The 15,994-nt window shown below is 58.4% G+C and carries 7 protein-coding genes; 2 read left to right on the forward strand and 5 right to left on the reverse strand.

Features of this window, described 5'->3' with window-relative positions:
* Positions 1-91: 91 nt before the first annotated feature.
* A complete protein-coding gene (locus CUU80_RS06815; protein WP_100496558.1) occupies positions 92-2,992 on the forward strand; it encodes a UvrD-helicase domain-containing protein in 2,901 nt (966 codons plus the stop codon).
* A 189-nt stretch (positions 2,993-3,181) separates the two neighbouring features.
* Here CUU80_RS06815 and CUU80_RS06820 read toward each other — a convergent pair whose 3' ends face one another.
* From CUU80_RS06820 to CUU80_RS10675, 5 genes are all read right to left on the reverse strand, one after another.
* Positions 3,182-6,628: a DUF499 family protein gene (locus tag CUU80_RS06820; RefSeq protein WP_100496559.1), complete on the reverse strand. Its 3,447-nt coding sequence runs from the start codon at positions 6,626-6,628 to the stop codon at positions 3,182-3,184.
* 28 nt (positions 6,629-6,656) lie between these two features.
* Positions 6,657-9,413: a DUF1156 domain-containing protein gene (locus CUU80_RS06825; protein WP_100496560.1), complete on the reverse strand. Its 2,757-nt coding sequence runs from the start codon at positions 9,411-9,413 to the stop codon at positions 6,657-6,659.
* Between the two features lie 63 nt (positions 9,414-9,476).
* The gene (locus CUU80_RS06830) at positions 9,477-13,034 is read right to left on the reverse strand and encodes a helicase-related protein (RefSeq protein ID WP_100496561.1); all 3,558 of its coding nucleotides are present in this window, start codon (positions 13,032-13,034) and stop codon (positions 9,477-9,479) included.
* Positions 13,035-13,114: 80 nt separating this feature from the next.
* Complete coding sequence (locus CUU80_RS06835) at positions 13,115-14,299, reverse strand: hypothetical protein (RefSeq protein ID WP_100496562.1); 1,185 nt, start codon at positions 14,297-14,299, stop codon at positions 13,115-13,117.
* A gap of 305 nt (positions 14,300-14,604) precedes the next feature.
* Positions 14,605-14,847: a hypothetical protein gene (locus CUU80_RS10675; protein ID WP_133119404.1), complete on the reverse strand. Its 243-nt coding sequence runs from the start codon at positions 14,845-14,847 to the stop codon at positions 14,605-14,607.
* A gap of 440 nt (positions 14,848-15,287) precedes the next feature.
* Here CUU80_RS10675 and CUU80_RS06840 point away from each other — a divergent pair, with 440 nt between their 5' ends.
* The gene (locus CUU80_RS06840) at positions 15,288-15,725 is read left to right on the forward strand and encodes a winged helix-turn-helix transcriptional regulator (protein ID WP_100496563.1); all 438 of its coding nucleotides are present in this window, start codon (positions 15,288-15,290) and stop codon (positions 15,723-15,725) included.
* Positions 15,726-15,994 lie beyond the last annotated feature (269 nt).

Below are 15,994 nucleotides of genomic sequence, written 5' to 3' on the forward strand. Positions count from 1 at the left end.
ACGCCGGCCGTCACCATGACAGTGACCGCCGGCGCAAGAGCAACTACACGGGCTTCCCTCCCGTGGGACGCACGAAACATGGAGGTGTTTCATGTCCGCAACAGCAATATCTACCACACAACAACTGACGCTCACCAAGGACGAGCGCCAGCTCGAACGCGCACATCGTAATAGTGTTCTGCAAAAGCGAATCCATGATGGTGAGCTGGAGATGTCTCGCTGGCAGCTGCTGGCGGCGAGAAATACTGCCCATCGGCTGCGCATCGTTGCGTCGGCCGGAGCCGGTAAGACTCGAACGCTTGCTAACGCCATCGCAGCCGCCGCGACGCTTCACGATGCGAAGCACATAGCCGTCGTTGCATTCACGCGCAAGGCCGCACGCGTCATCGATGGCGCACTCGCAGACAATGATGTGTACGGCGCCAGCGTAAGCACACTCGATTCGCTCGCCGTACGGATACTAGAAGCTGCTGGTATATACGTCACCGCTATCACCGACAAGGAAAAGAAAGCAATCCTCACCGACATCCGAAAAACCTGCATGGAAAAACAGCCACACGAACGCATCACGCTGAAACAAATGATGCATGACACGACGTATTACGCCATGCATCCCAACGAGCAACCCGAATCCGAATATCTCAAAGCCGTTCTGAAGGAATACACCGAACGATGCAAGAACACTTACAGCGCCGAATGGCCGACCATCGAGCTACTCGCCGCGCAGCACTACCCAAAATCTGGTTTCCAGTTCGAAATACTAGGCGTGGATGAAGCGCAAGACCTTAACCCTACGCAAATACAACTGGTAGAAAGCATCACCGCCACGACGATGCAGACCATCGTCGCCGGCGATTGGCGGCAAGGCATCATGTCTTTCCAAGGCGCGGCACCTGATTGGTTCCGCAATGGCAACCATTTCGACCAAACGCTGGAGCTTCCCGTCAATCACCGATGCTCACCAGAGATAGTCGATGCCGCGAACCACGTGTTCGGGGACAACATCAAAGCCGCCAAGAACGCCACGGCCGGTATGACGCCCCAGCTGATACGAGCGAACAATGAACAGGATGAAGCCGAGAAAATCACTGACATTGTTGAAGGCTTGTTGGCCGACGGTCACACTGCGGCAAGCAATATCCGGTTTCTCGCGTGGCGTCGCAGTCAGTTCCGAGAACTGAAACGAACGCTTGCAGAACGCGGCATGCCAGTAAACGAGGATGCTTTCCGCACTATCCATTCATACAAGGGCGATGAAGCGAACATCATCATTCTGATGGGCGTGAGCCGCGCCGTCTGGGGCGACCGCAGCGACGAGTCGGACATGTTGCTATATGTGGGAATGACACGAGCGCGATTGGGGCTCATTATCTCCTATCCCGACCAGACGAGTCTGCCTGGCGGCCGCACTTCCGCAGTATGTGGTCCATACCCCACGCTGGAGAACTGCGGTTTGCAGGAACCGTCTGACTCACAGACGATTCTTGACCGACTTCATCACGACATCAACAGTCGTCACCTGTTGGAAGATGTCATCGAGGACAACAGAACCGCGCAAAACATCGCCATCCAGAAAAAACAGCAGAGTCGCATCATCGCAAGTTACCAGCGACTGGGAAACGCAAAGACGGCGGCGAAGCTGACCGACTGTGCGGAAAAGTTGACGTTCGAGACCATGACCGACGGCAATGTTCGACGCAGCCTGCTAGCGCACGCATGGTTCTGCAACCAAAAGACCTGCAACATCTGCATGGGGCGCAGAGCTGTCCGCAATCAGCTGCGCGTTGGCGCGGCACTCGATTGTCTTTTTAACCCCAAATGCTACCGGAATTTACTGCCCGATGAACTGTATGAGCAGATTACCGCGATGCAGTTCGCGACTCCTGCATTCTTCACTGGGACCATGCCTAACGTTGACGACCTTGCACTCGGTATCCGCGTACTCAATTTCGCCGTTCGTAACCTCACTCACACGGACACCCATCACAATATGAGCGAACGCGAGCGAGTATTCACGCAAGGTATCGTCGGCACCACGCGCAGCGACGAAGCCACCAATCACTTCATCAATGAGGGGCTGCACGAGCTGGAATACCAGCTACAGCAACACGAATCTGCGCACGACTTGACCGACATGCAACTGAGTGGACTTCGTCAGAAGATAACCGACATTCGGGCGGGCGGCGAATGGCACGTACACGCCCACATGATTTTCGCAACATTGGGAGCCTATTACCATGACCAACTCCATAAGGACGACATCACGAAGGGACACGACTACAAAGGTGACATCGTAGAGGCCAATCACTTATACAAAGACCACCTGTGGTGGAAGTTGGAATGGACCAGCGCCGTCCAGAAAGCCGTAAACTCCATCATCAGGCAGGATGGGGCAAAAGGGATAACACACGATGATTTTCAGACAGCCCGATGGCAACAGTTTATGAGCATGAGCCGCACTGACGTGGAACAAGTTATCGAGCAAGCTCAAGCTCAAGTCAAACAATGCGAGTCTGGTACTGTCGCCTACGATAAGGCGTTGCAAAACGAAAAGAAAGCATGGTCCAACGGCGCAGTAATCGACATCGAATCCATCAGTGTCAAAGGACACGCCATGACGTCAAAACAAAAAGCACAGCTCACAAAGAATCCTGCACTGTTGAAATCCGCGATACAGGAAACATGCAAATATGCTTTCAAGCCCGACGAGCTTTTTGCGAAGACCAGCAAAGAAGAACTCGACCAAATCATCCCGCAGATAGACGCCACGTCAGGCGCGCGTCTCATCTCCCGCACCGGCATCATCGCTCAAGTGCTTCACGATATCGATGAGCAACAGCTTTGCGACCGCTACCTACAACGCACGAGAACCGGTAACGCAAGCTGGACATTGGAGCAGTCCATCACATTCAACTGGTTGACAGACCTTCGCCAATACGTTCAATATGAAACCAATGACGAGGATGACGGCGAAGCTGATTTTCTCTCATAATCTCAACTGGCACGTAGTGGTGAGGCCGACGAGCAATCAGCTCGTCGGCCTCACCACTACGTGCCAGTTGTTTCTATATAAAACAATCAAGTCAGCCGACGTTGCCAGCTGTTTGGCTTGTATGAACGAGAAGAAGCATCAGGGCGTTATCCGCATCGGCGGACCTTACGCTCTGTGCTCGCTCTCGCTCTATTCCTCCTCGAAGCCGGAGTTGTCGAGTTTGAGGTTTTTGGCGTTGCTGTCGATGATGCGGATGACATTCTCGTCAAAGCCTGTGGCGTCGTCGGCGTGAATCTCCAAGCTGATGGAGATGTTCGCACCGGCAAGCCTGAGCTGGTCGAGAATGCCTTCGTTGATGCGTGCGAGGTCGCGGTTGAGAGAATCCGGGTCAAGCTTGGCAGTGCCGTAGTAACGCTTCTTGGATACCGTAACCGGCTCCGGTTCGCGAGCCGGTACGCTCTCACCGTTCGGAACCGATGCCGCACTTGGCTGTGCGGCATGCTTTGGCCTGTGCACATCCGGCTGCTGCGCATGGGCAATGCTCTGCGCCACGAACTCGCCGGTATGCGATTCAAGCTGCGACTGTTTATCAGCCGCATCCTCGGCACGGCATGCTTCCAAGTCGGCCATCGCCGTATCCCAGTCCACGATGAGTGTGGAATCGGTGACCTGTACCACGGCTTGCGCGGTATCGGTCACGCCGGGGATGATGAGATTCTGGAAGTGCCCGGACTCGTATTTCCCTGAGGCGACCGCGAACCGGTCATCGGCCGTCAACACCGCACCGGCGGCCCCTGTAATGGCGTTGTCGAACACTTCGCGGTCGGCGAGACGAGGCATGTACGGGAACCGTGTGATGCACTCCCACACGGTCTTTGCCGGCAGCACACCATCCACGAACGCAGACTGAAGATACTGGTGGATGTCGTAGCCGAGCGAGCCGGGAGCGTACTGGTCACTGAGCGCGTCCTCGCTTTGCAGACGGCTTCCGGTACGTTCGGCCATGGAGTCGCCACCACTGTCGGAGATGCGCATGTCGGCCAATCGGTATGCGCTCTTGGGGTCAAGCTGTTCGGGATACACGCACCAGCAGTATGCGCTGCGGATGCGTTCCTCCACCGTCTTGTTGAAACCGGCCATAGCGTTCTTGGCCTGTTCGACCTGCTGCCGTGTGAGGTTGAGCTGCACTTCGTTGTCGGCGACGCGCTTCCAGCCGAGGTAGGAGCGGGCCGCGTCCTCAGCGAAGCCGAGCAGGTTGCGGTCGGCGGCGAGGAAGACGAGCATGTTGCGGTTAGCACGTTGCGCAGAGCCGCGATGTTCTATCGCGTCGCGAATCCACTGCTTGGCTTCCGATGATTCACTTTCCCCCTTGGCTACGGTCCAACGCGGGTGCATGATGACGAGCGCGACCTGGTCGCTGTCGGGGATGACGTCGGTACCGTCGGGCGCGACGCATACGCGGCGAAACTTGCCGCGCCGTCCTGCTGAGCCTTCCGACGACTGGAGCCGTGTGACGATTTCGTTGTACACGCTTTCCGGGTCCTCACGCAGGCGGTCGGCGTAGTCGCGAGCGGTCTTGGTGATGGATGGCTGGAGGCTGTACCGATAGGTGGAACCTTCGGCGAAGAAGTACGTGGAACGCTGTTCCAACTGGCTGACAGCTGTGCCGAAATTGCCGGACACGTCGCCGGGCATGGCGGTGCCCAACCATACGCTTTGCACGCCGATACCCCTGTTGGGCAGTCCGGCACGCGGCGCGGAACCCATGAACACTGTCCGGGCGATGCGCTGAGTCAATACGCGCTGGCCGAGCGCCGGACGGTCGTTGTCGATTTGCGCGGCAGTGGACTGCGGTCCTGACACGTCGGTATCGATGATGGCCTTCCATGAGTCGGGCAGGTATTGGGCGAGATTCGAGTAGACCGTCTCGGAATCCAGCGGCACGTTACCGGGCAGAATCAGCGGGTTCGTGTCGTTGCCTGCCCAGAGTTCGTGGATGATGGACGACACCAAGGTCAGCACGCCGCGCGTACGCTGGAAGTTCTCCAGACTCGACCAGTCCTCGTAGAGCCGGTCCAGCAGTTCGGGATGCAGGGGGTACGACGCGCGAATGCGCTTGTCGTAGTCAGTACTGGTCACTTCGGTCGGATACGACTTCGCATCGGCCCGGTACATGTCCACGAACCGTTTGGCCGTGAGCGCGATTTGGGCCTGCGCTTCCGCATCGGGCTCCTCAAACAGACGCTTGCGTACGATTTCGAATGACTCGTCGCGTGTGGACGGACGCCATTGGTCGGCTTGGCGTCGCACCACCATTTGCAGGCGGCGCAATGCCGCCTGGCCGTTTTCGCCGCCGACTTCCAAGTTGCTGGCCTTGCCGCCGTCCTCGGATGCGGGGATGGAGACCACGAGCATGCAGTGCGGTACCGCCGACGCCGTTTCGGTCAGTGTCTGGGCGAACGTGAACTGGTCCTCGAACGTGCCGGCCGGTAGGTCGTCGCGGCCGACGAGCTGGCGCGCGTATGCTACCCACTCGTCGATGAGGATGAGGCACGGACTGTACCGGCGCAACAACTGGTCGAGGGAATCCGCCGGCGGTTTGCCGGCCCGGTCGTTCTCGGCGACCATGGCGTATCCTTCGGCTCCGCCAAGTTGCCACGCAAGCTCGCCCCAGATGGTACGCACTTGAGTTCCATCCATCTTGACGCTCGGCTTGGCGACGTTGAGCTGGTTGCCCACGATAGCCGCGCGATGCACCAGACCGGGAGTCCATGCAGGGACGCCGAGTCCCGCCACGAGGTTCTGCACGTCCGAGGACAGTTCGACCACCGATTTCTCACCGAAAAGATGGTACAAGGCGAGCAGTGAGTGGGTCTTGCCACCGCCGAAGTTGGTTTGCAGGTTCACCACGGGCGAGCCGCTGTTATCTCCCACGAGACGGCGGATGGCACGCGTGAGCAGGTCGCGCAAGCCTTCGGTCAGGTAGGTGCGGTTGTAGAACTCGACCGGGTCGCCATATGCATTGCCCGGCACGCACGCGCTCTTGGAGACCGCCACATCGTACAGGTTCGCGGCGAACTCCGATGCCGTGAACTTGCCGCTGGCTACGTCCTCATGTGGTTTGATGACTTCGCGCCACGGTTTCATGCCTTGCGTGGCGTCCACGGAGAGAATCTTGCGCTGGCTGGCCTTGCGCGTGTGGTCCTCGTACACGGTGCGTTGCAACGTGTCGCGCAGGCTGCGCACGTCGGCGGCCGAATCTGGCGCGTTGACTGCATTGAGCAGCAGCTCGATGGTGCTCAGGGCGCGGATGGTCTCATCGGACGTGAACGGCTGGCTGTGTGCCCATTGGTTTCTGGTCTCACGCAGTTCGGATGCGTACGACTGCTGGGCTCGCGACAGGATGCTGTTGAACTCGCGCCCGTATTCGGTGATGGCGCGCAGCTGCACCTGTACGTCGTTCTTGTTCAGCGTGCGCAGCGGCGTACCGTATTTCTGCTGGTCGGCGCGCGCCCACGCATCGGTCCAATCCGACGTATGGAACACACCGGCCATCACTTCATCGACCGGGTCCACCAGTCCTTCGGAAAGGAAGTCGAACGCCTTGCCCACGCGGTCTCTGTTGTTTATCGCCATGATGGAACTCCTTTATCCCGAATCCTGACTACGCCACGTCCAGCTCTCCCTGCACGGCGGGGCGGGCGACGTTCTCCGTCGATGCCTTGACCGATAGGTCATCCCACATGGACACGAGGTTGTTGAAGCGGATGGCGCCTTCGGTGTCCTTGCGTTTCTCTGCCTCGTGGTACATGCGGAAGCCCAATGCGCGGATGTAGTCTAACGGCAATAGTTCACCAGCCTCGGCCATGACTGGGGCGACCTTATCCACGCCCTTGGCATCGAGGATGCCGGCCATGCGGATGCACGCCTCCCACAGACTCACATGGTCGTCCTGCAACGGGTGCCAGTACTCGTCTGCCATTTCGGCGGGAGTCAACAGTCTCGATTTACCGCCGGCAGCCTCGAACATGCCACCGCGCACCAACGTGTCAGGGGACGTACCGCAGGAACGGGCCAGCTGGTCGGCCATGCCGGTGTTCTCCTGATTCCAGCCGTATGACTGGTACCATTTCACAGCGAAACGAGTATCCGGGTCGTAATCGGAATCCGCATCGCCCATGACCTCATCGACGGTACGGTTGATGATTTCCAACGCCTTCTGGACCGGCATATCCGAACCGTCAGCTTCACGGATGCGGGAGTACCGAGAATACACGCTGATACCCGGCCCGATGGCAGCCTGACTCAAGTCGACAGGGTCGATTCCAGATGTCATCAATGTACGCAGTTCTTCAGTCAGTTCCGAACGCAGAACGCTGTTGAAAATACGCATCGTCACCGATGGGGCATCCTCAGGACGAGGACGGCAAGCAAGAACGATGGAGGAAGCGAGGGCGTTGGAATTTATCTGACGTGTTCTTCCTTGCCTTTCACTATGCACAGGTAATGTCGCGGTAATCTCCCACCCTGCTTTAATGAGACCATCAAGCAATGCGTACCAACCAGTTGACGTGCCACTCTTCTCGTCCTGCTGCTTGTATGCGTAGTACACAGTCATAGGCATTTCGGTGTTTGCCGTCTCTCGGATATGTGCAAACACATGATTGAAACCATCAACAAAGAACTCGGCGGCTCCGTCTCGACCATTATGCCTATACGGGTTGGCAACCAACTCCTGTGTCTTCGGTGTCAATGCTGTAAGAACGGTTGAGGGCAACACTTTGCGGAGCATACGACGAAGCCACACGTAGAAATAGTCGGATAGGTCGGAATACCCGATGTTGTCGTAATACGGTGGGTCGGTGGAGACCACCACATTGACGTAGTCTCGTGCAGCGGCGTCCGCCTGATGAGCTTCTCCTTGCGGTCGTGAAGGAACGTTCTGGATAGCTTCCATTACCCAGTTCACCTGACCAAGGAAGTTGCCTGACTTCGAGGAAAACGGATTGGCTTCCGCGTAATCCCATGTCATTGAAATTGCCTGACGGGCAAACACGTTACGAATCTTCTCGCCAATGTTCTGCCAGCTGGCAATAGACGAGCAGCGGTCCGTCTGACGACTGACGGCAAGGGCTAGATACACGCTGACCGCATCGGCATACGCCTGTGCTCCAGTACCGCCAGCATCCAAAGGTTCGCCTTGCGGAAGCCCCTTGGCTAACGCATCCTTGAGAACCTGTCCACGGACATCCGACACCGTGTCCGCCAATGTCGTCAGAACCGTCAGCTGACGGTTCGTGAACAGGTCTGACCACATCTTGAATCCATATGCCTGAACACGGAAGCCCAAAGCCTTATCTGGCAACAGCTCGAACGGAATGTCGTCCGGTTTGGGGACGTCAGCTGCGTCCGACTGTTGCGAATCGGGTGAGATGTACAAGCGTCCCCTGTCACCTTCGGCGACAACTGCGATAAGGACGTTCCCGAGACGACCGTGCTTTCCCTCGTTGCGGATGTACTTGAGGTCGATTGGTGTCTCATCGATGATGGAGATAGCCCCCTTGGCACTGACGGTGCCTTCGGCATCGCCCGTCGGACCGTCCGCGTTGTGCTGAACCTCATAGCGGATGGTACCGTCCTCAATGACGGGCTTAATCCAAGCCTCGTGACCTTTCTTCTTGCTGAGCCACCACGAACGGACAAGGGGAACCTGAACGGGATTCGCGGGATTCGGATTGGTGACGGTGCGTGCCCAAATCCAAGCGATGACGGTGCGCTCCTCACCGTTCTCGTCCTTGACCTTCGGGTACAGATGGCCGACCTTGTCGAACGCCTTATCGCGAAGCATCTTGCCGTAGTAGCGGATGTCGTCCGCCATGCCCTCGGCACGGTTCACCGAAGAGATTTTCGCCTCGGGGTTCACGGAAGCCTGGCCGCAGAACCTTGCGGGAAAGTCGATGAGAGCCTTGTTGAGGATGACAGGCAACGGATTCAGGTCGGATGCATGGGATTCCAGTCCGAGACGCTGAGCCTCCAACGGAATCGAGCCGCCGCCTGCGAACGGGTCGAGCACGGCGACCTTCCCCGAGGACTCCTCGATGAGACGGTTCGCCTCACGGTACAGCTCCGCATCGTTGATGTTCTCCCAACGAGCGAGACGTTCCATCAGACGGTGAAGACGGGAACGCTCCTCGTCCTGCTCCTCAACGGTCGGGAACTTCTCGGGATGGGAAGCGGGGTCGTCGACCAGCTGGGCGAACAGGATGGAACGTGTCGTCGCCAATGGACGGCGTGCCCAGTACAGGTGAAGCGTCGAAGGCAGACCGTGACGGAGTGACTTCTCGCGGGCGGATTCCTCATTTATCTTCTTGAGGGGGATACCCGTCTCGATGAGCTTCTTCCTGCGTGGCGTGTCCGTCATGGCTGTTGGTGTCCTTTACTATTCACTATTGTCTACGATTATTCACCAACAGAGGTACTTCGCCTAAGAACGACTCACGTCTGGCGCATAGCCGTGCCTCCAGTAGTCGTCCAGTTTTTCGTTGAACGAGCGCGTTGAATCGGCTGGACTGATGTGGTCGAAGGCGTGCGCGACGTACCGGATGACGTCATGCTCCGGCCCGGCCGGACTGACACGAACGAGCGCGAGCCTGTGACGGTCGCCCTGAGATTGGGCGAAGGCGACCTCGTTGGCCGTGACGGTGAACGTGTCCGCTTCGGGAAGGTCTATCCTGCCCTTGACCTCGATGAAGTGGATGTAGCCTTGGGCGTCAATGGATTTGATGTCGTAGCCCTTGTTGTTGTGCGGCATCTCCGTAGGCGTATGCCCGAGCTGACATTCCATGCGCATGGTCAGGGCGACTGCCCGGCGGTCCACTTCCTCGGCGCTCTTGGCGAACGGCTTGGACTCCATCTCGCTAGCCGCCGAATCAGCGGCGATGAGTCGTTCCGGCACGACAAGCGCCATACCACGGATGACAGCAGGTTTGGCCCGAAGCCGCACTTCCTCCGTGAGCTCCCGTTCACGCTGGGCGAGTCGGTCTTCCATCTCCTTGGCGCGTTTCCGGGCCAAACCGGTTGTCATACGCTTGCTGTGTTTGCCGTGCCGCTCGTCTTCGGAGAGCTTGTTGTATTCGCCGTACCAGTATTCGATTTCCGCGTTCAGGCGGCTCCTGACCTGGGCAAGCACGTGTTCGTTCTCGGCGGTCTTACGTGCTTGCAGTTCGGCGAGGCGAGGCTTGGTGCCCTGCTCGTAGACGAAGCGGCGCATCTCGTCCGCGTGGTCGCCGCGCAGCCATGCCGCATTAAGCAGTTCCATCACAGCCTTCTGCTCGCTGTCAATGGGACTCTCGTAGTCCAAATACGGTGGAGCCGGTGAGAATACAGGCTGGTCGTGTTCACCGAGCTGGAGATAGTCGAAGTGTCGGGAAACCGGCTCGCCCTTCGCGTCGGTGATGGTCTGTTCGGCGGCCATCATCAGTGTCGGTTCATCCGGCTGGGTATCGGTGCGGTCCACGAACACCGTGCCGTGGTCCAGTGCCTCGCCGTACCTGTCGATGATGAGCTCGGTGACTGCGTCCAGCAGCGGCGTTCCCGGTGCGACGAGCAACGCTTCCGGCTTGCCGTTGCCGATATGTGTGCGGCGAGGCTCGAACGTGATGCGCTCGTAGGCATCGGACACCGTGCGATGCCGGTCGCGGCGTTCGGCGCACTTGCGTATGGCGACCGGTACGTGAGTCAGTTCCCACCGACTTGCCTCGCGCTGCCGTGCGGTGCCACCGAGTCGTTGGAAGGCCGGCAGGAAGAATGCGGAGATGTAACCCGGCTGGAGTTTGCGTTCACGGGTCTGCTCCATAAGTTTGCGGACTTCCTGTACGTCGAGGTTTGGGTACATCTCCGGGTGCGCGGACCGTTCGTTGATGAGCTCATCCAAACCCTGTTGCACGCTGCTATCGATGACTTGGTCGAGCTTGGCCTGCACTGTGGGGTCGTCACCGTACCGGATGGCCCGAATCATCAACTCCTTAAGCGGCTCTCCGTCAAACGCTTTGCCATCGCCCAGCACGTTGAACAGACGACCGCTGTAGGCTTTGCCCATCGTCTCGATTTTGCCCAGCAACTTGCCGTACACCTCGCCCTCGCGAGTGTTCTTCGCCACGAGGTTCCACAAGAAGCAGGTGCGTTTCTGGCCGATGCGATGGATACGTCCGAAGCGTTGTTCGATGCGGTTCGGGTTCCATGGCAGGTCATAGTTGACCATCAAATCGGCGCGCTGAAGGTTCAGGCCCTCGCCGGCGGCGTCGGTGGCCACGAGGATGCGCACATCGGGGTTGTTGACGAAACGCTCCTGCACGGCCTTACGTTCGTCACGGTTCATGCCGCCGTGAATCACCGTCACGGTCTCCGGTTTCCCAAGCAGTGTTGCGATGCGGCGTTCCAGATAGGTCAACGTGTCACGATGTTCGGTGAACACAATCATTTTGTGCGGTAGTTCGGCGGTGCCCACGTCCAGCACGTGCTGTTGGAGAATGTCGCTCAGCTGCGACCATTTCGCATCTACACTGGACGCACGCACCGTCTTCGCCTCGTTCACAAGCCCATCAAGCACGCTGATTTCTGCTGCAAGCTCTTCCTTGGTACGGGCGGCAGTCGCGGAATCGACTACCTGGTCCAGCTCCAGTTCAAGCTGCTGTTGACCGTTTTCGTCAGTCTCATCCCACATGTCGTCATAAATGTCCATGTCAGTCGGCTCGTTCGAGGCCGGCTCAAACATGTCCGCGATGGATTCCGGATTCTCCTCGATGCGACGCAGCAGCTCCGAAAGCCGGTCGCGACGACGCATCAACGACTGGAGAATCGCCTCCGGGCTGGACGCCAGACGACGTTGCAGAATCGTCAATGCGAAGCCGATGCTGTTGGCGCGCCTGCCATCCGCTTGCAGCAACTTGGCGGCCGCGTTCATTCCGGAACGTACGTAATTCGTCACGTCCCGATACAGTCCCGCTTCTCCCTCCGACAGCTCATAGGCCACTGTTTCGGCATGCCGTTCGGGGAACAACGGCTTGCCGTCGAATGTGAGCAGGTCCTCCTTGACCATGCGTCGCATAAGCCCCTTGGTATCTGTCTTGCGATGCTTGGCCGGCTTGTAGCGCCCGGCGAACCGGTCGCGGTCCAGCAGGGACATGAACAACTGGAAATCCTGCTCTTTGCCGGAATGCGGTGTCGCCGTCATCAGCAGTAGGTTCTCGGCCGTCTCGGCCAGCGTCTCGCCCAGCCGGAAACGGCTGGTGCGGTCCACTTCACCGAACTGATTCTTGAAATGCGCGCTCATGCGATGTGCCTCGTCCACGATGGCGATGTCCCAATGTACTTCGCCAATCATGGTCGCCAGTTCATCGTTGCGGGCCACTTGGTCCATGCGAAGGATGAGCCTGTCATGGTCGCGGAACGGATTGCCCGATGGCGACGCGAACCGCATGCCCGGCTCGAATACCTCGAAGTCGAGCGAGAACTTCTGCCCGAGCTCGTCACGCCATTGCTCGGCCAAACCTCCCGGACAGACGATGGCCACGCGTTCAGCCGCCGAACGCAGCAACATCTCCTTTATATAGAGACCGGCCATGATGGTCTTGCCCGCACCGGGGTCGTCCGCGAGCAGGAAGCGCAACGGCACCTTCGGCAGCATGTCTTCGTAGACCGCGCGAATCTGATGCGGCAGCGGGTCGATGTCCGATGAGTACACCGCCGCCATTGGGTCGTACAGCGCCGCGTACTTGATGCGCAGTGCTTCCGCCGCCAGACGAAACTCGTCCGGGTCGGCGTCGAACTTGGGACCACCGCTCTCCGGACGGACGATGCGTAGTCGGCCGACGGCATCCGCGTCGATGATTTCACGGCCGGTGCCGCCATCGGCTGTCGTATAGAACAGGTCGATGGCAGCGCCCATCGGCATGGCCGCGACCACCGTCACCGATTGTCCCGGTATGACGCCGGCGATGGCGATGCCGGGCTTGATGTCCCCAAGTGTTAACGCCACGCCCATGCTTCCGCTCCCTTCGCTGTCCTGCCGGATACTTCAACGGTACCCGGCAGGACGGATGGGATTGGAGAGTTCCATGAGCGCTATGCTGCTTTGCGCCATGCGCTCGGCAGCTGGTAGCCTGCTTCAGTGCGGGAGTCCAGCAACGTTCCGAGCAGTGCGGCTTCCTGCGCCGTGAACTCCTGCTTCGTCTTTGGATTGCGGCACTGCTTCAGCGTGTACTCCGTTCCCTGGTACGCCAAGTAGCGCACGTTGCCCGGGTTGTAGTACACGTTGGTGAGATACCTGCGGAGCAGGGACGGGGACCGTCCTTTCAGGTATCGCGTGTCGACAATTCGAGTGTTCTCGAAGTAACAGCAGTCAATCGTGCTGAAGCCGAACAGCCAGTAATGCTCACGCCCCTTACCGTCGGGCAGGTACTTGGTGGTTTCCTCCGGAGTGAAGCCGAGCTTGAGACGGCCTTCCACGTACCAGCGAAGCCGGTCGTGCCATTGGTCTATCTCGTAATCCATGAGGAGCCTGGAGGAACCCCTCTTTTGCAGGTGCAGCTTGCTGTCGGTGATGAGGTACCTGGCCGACCTCCTCGAAGCGGTCGTGTTCAGCCGGCCCAAAGCGCATGCGGCCATCCGGATTCCATCCACATCCACCGTACCGGCGGCGAACTCCTTCATCACCTTATCGAGGCTGGCGTCATCCGCATGCACCAGTTCCGGAGCGATGAGCGAAAGAATCTGGAGGACCGCTTCCTCTTGGTCGGACTGGTCCTTCATGCCCCGGCTCAGGAAGAAGTCAGTGAGTTCTTCCACGAGCATTTCGAACGGCAGACCGGAACAGCCCATCGTCTTGGAGACCGTTGCGATGCGCTGACTGCGCACATGCCTGACCAGCCACTCGCACTCGCTCACGTTCCGCATCAGGTAGCCCGGCTTCCTGAACTCGGCTGCCGCGTATGCGTCGAACAAGGTATCGACGGACACCTGTGGTTCGTCGAGCAGGACGCTGCATCCCTGCGGCACCTCCGCAACATGGCGCATCTCGGGCCCCTGCACGATTCGCAACAGAGCCTTGCGTCCCTTCTCGGTCTGCGGCTGGATGCGTCCGCCGACGAGTTTCCATCCGCGCGAATCCGCGAGCATGTTGAACGCGAGCAAAGTGGCCAAGCTGGCGAACGTCACGTGCGGGTACCTGCATTCCGGGTCGTTGCACGGCACGTACATGTCGCGGTCGGTCCGGGAGATGTGCGCCTTGACTGTCTTCTTTGCGGTCATGGATTTTTCCTTCGTTGTCATCTTGTCCTTACATTGAGCAGCGGCACATTCGTTGTGCACCAAATGCTCGATGACTTCGAGAATAGGGCATAGAAAAACATACGTCAAATCCATTACGCCTTGGGCTCAAGGGTACAACACTTTAAGAAGTTGGTCAAGTTATGGCGTGTCGCAATGTTTGGCACAATACCTGACTACATCATCTCTTTCAAAAATGCTCACTGCAAGCAGCGCATCACATATCCGCTTTGCTTTTCAATCTTCAAAATCAGAGCCCAACACTCCCTCCGACATCCCGAGATGCCTTATACTGGATGCAAAGCCGAGGCGGAACGTGCCGACATGTATGCCGACACGAGATTCGAGAGAAAGGAACGCTGGAATTTCAACGGTTTTCGGGGTTTTGAATCAATCTCGTATCCTCCGCCATCAGGGTTTTCAGAGATTTCTGGAAACCCTTTTTTGTTGCCGAAACGCCGGGGAAACGGCGGAATTGCAAAGTTTTCTGGCTGTCGGGCGGGCAGCGTCGCCGTTCCGTCAACGGTCATGCGGGACCGTTTTTCCCCCGCCATACGTGAGCGCATACGTGAGCGTTTTCGCGTCGCCCGGGCGCACTCACGCCATCACAATTCCATCACATTCGTATGGCGTCGCCATGCTTCACGTCGTTTCTCCGATAAGCCACATCCCCAGAAGGGATATGACCGTTCGCCGTCGTCCCGTCGAATACCCCGCATGGAGAACCGGCTCCGCGGGAGCCGGCGGTCGAGGTCTTGGGGAGATGGACCGCGAGCCTCACGTCGTTCACTGACGAGCCACGGTCCTCCCACAGATGATCCACGATACGTTCCACACGAAGGCGGCGAACATGGCAAGAGCGAGAAGACGGTTCGGCACAGTCTCACTGAAGACGAGCCGCAGATCCGGCCGGAAGTACATCGAGGCGAAGTACAAGCCTCCCGTGGAGGCATACTACAAGTGACCGGGCATGCTACCCGAGTACTACACGAAGCGCTTCGCCGAGGGTTTCGAGACCGAGGCAGAGAAATGGCTCAACGACGCCGACGTGTTCGAGGCGTTCGTCCCCGTGCGCTGGGTGGAGGGCACCACCGCCGAAGACGATCTACCTGCTCACGATGAGACCAAGCATGACCCCCATGAGCATGAAAATGAACAGGTAAACGACTCCAATGAACAGGAAGATGAGCAGGAAAAGGCACCTTCTCGGGGACAGCTGCTACTCAACCTGATTCGCACGAATCCGTCAATCACCTACCACGAAGCAGCAGACGCCTTGAATGCGTCATACTCCACAGCCCGAAGAGCTTTCCAAACGCTACGCGAATCCGGAATCATCGAGCGCATCGGCTCGGGCAGACGCGGCACATGGCGCATCCTCACCCCACCACAACCATCCCACAAATAATCGGAAGCCCCGTCGATGCGCTGGCAGTGCGACACGCTGTGGACGTAACAACGAAGGCGATGCGGCGACCGCACGCCTTGAAACCACGTGCATGATTCGTCTCCTTGGGCACGCACCGAGGCATAGCACCACCCTCTCCCCCGATTTTTTCCACAACTAAATCACGTTTTGCGGTGCGTACCAGAATTTGGTACTGTATCCAGTACACAGGTCCGCAGCAATGTGAGACTTCCATGAGCCGGGGGAATCCCCCGGCATTTTTCGTTTCA

Origin of the sequence: Bifidobacterium scaligerum, from assembly GCF_002802865.1 — a bacterium.
Lineage (GTDB): Bacteria > Actinomycetota > Actinomycetes > Actinomycetales > Bifidobacteriaceae > Bifidobacterium > Bifidobacterium scaligerum.

What these genes read in the sequence shown, in the direction of transcription:
- CUU80_RS06815 (WP_100496558.1), top strand. Translation starts at nt 92, where the DNA reads ATGTCCGCAACAGCAATATCTACCACACAACAACTGACGCTCACCAAG.
- CUU80_RS06820 (WP_100496559.1), bottom strand. Translation starts at nt 6,628, where the DNA reads ATGGCGATAAACAACAGAGACCGCGTGGGCAAGGCGTTCGACTTCCTT.
- CUU80_RS06825 (WP_100496560.1), bottom strand. Translation starts at nt 9,413, where the DNA reads ATGACGGACACGCCACGCAGGAAGAAGCTCATCGAGACGGGTATCCCC.
- CUU80_RS06830 (WP_100496561.1), bottom strand. Translation starts at nt 13,034, where the DNA reads ATGGGCGTGGCGTTAACACTTGGGGACATCAAGCCCGGCATCGCCATC.
- CUU80_RS06835 (WP_100496562.1), bottom strand. Translation starts at nt 14,299, where the DNA reads ATGACCGCAAAGAAGACAGTCAAGGCGCACATCTCCCGGACCGACCGC.
- CUU80_RS10675 (WP_133119404.1), bottom strand. Translation starts at nt 14,847, where the DNA reads ATGACCGTTGACGGAACGGCGACGCTGCCCGCCCGACAGCCAGAAAAC.
- CUU80_RS06840 (WP_100496563.1), top strand. Translation starts at nt 15,288, where the DNA reads ATGCTACCCGAGTACTACACGAAGCGCTTCGCCGAGGGTTTCGAGACC.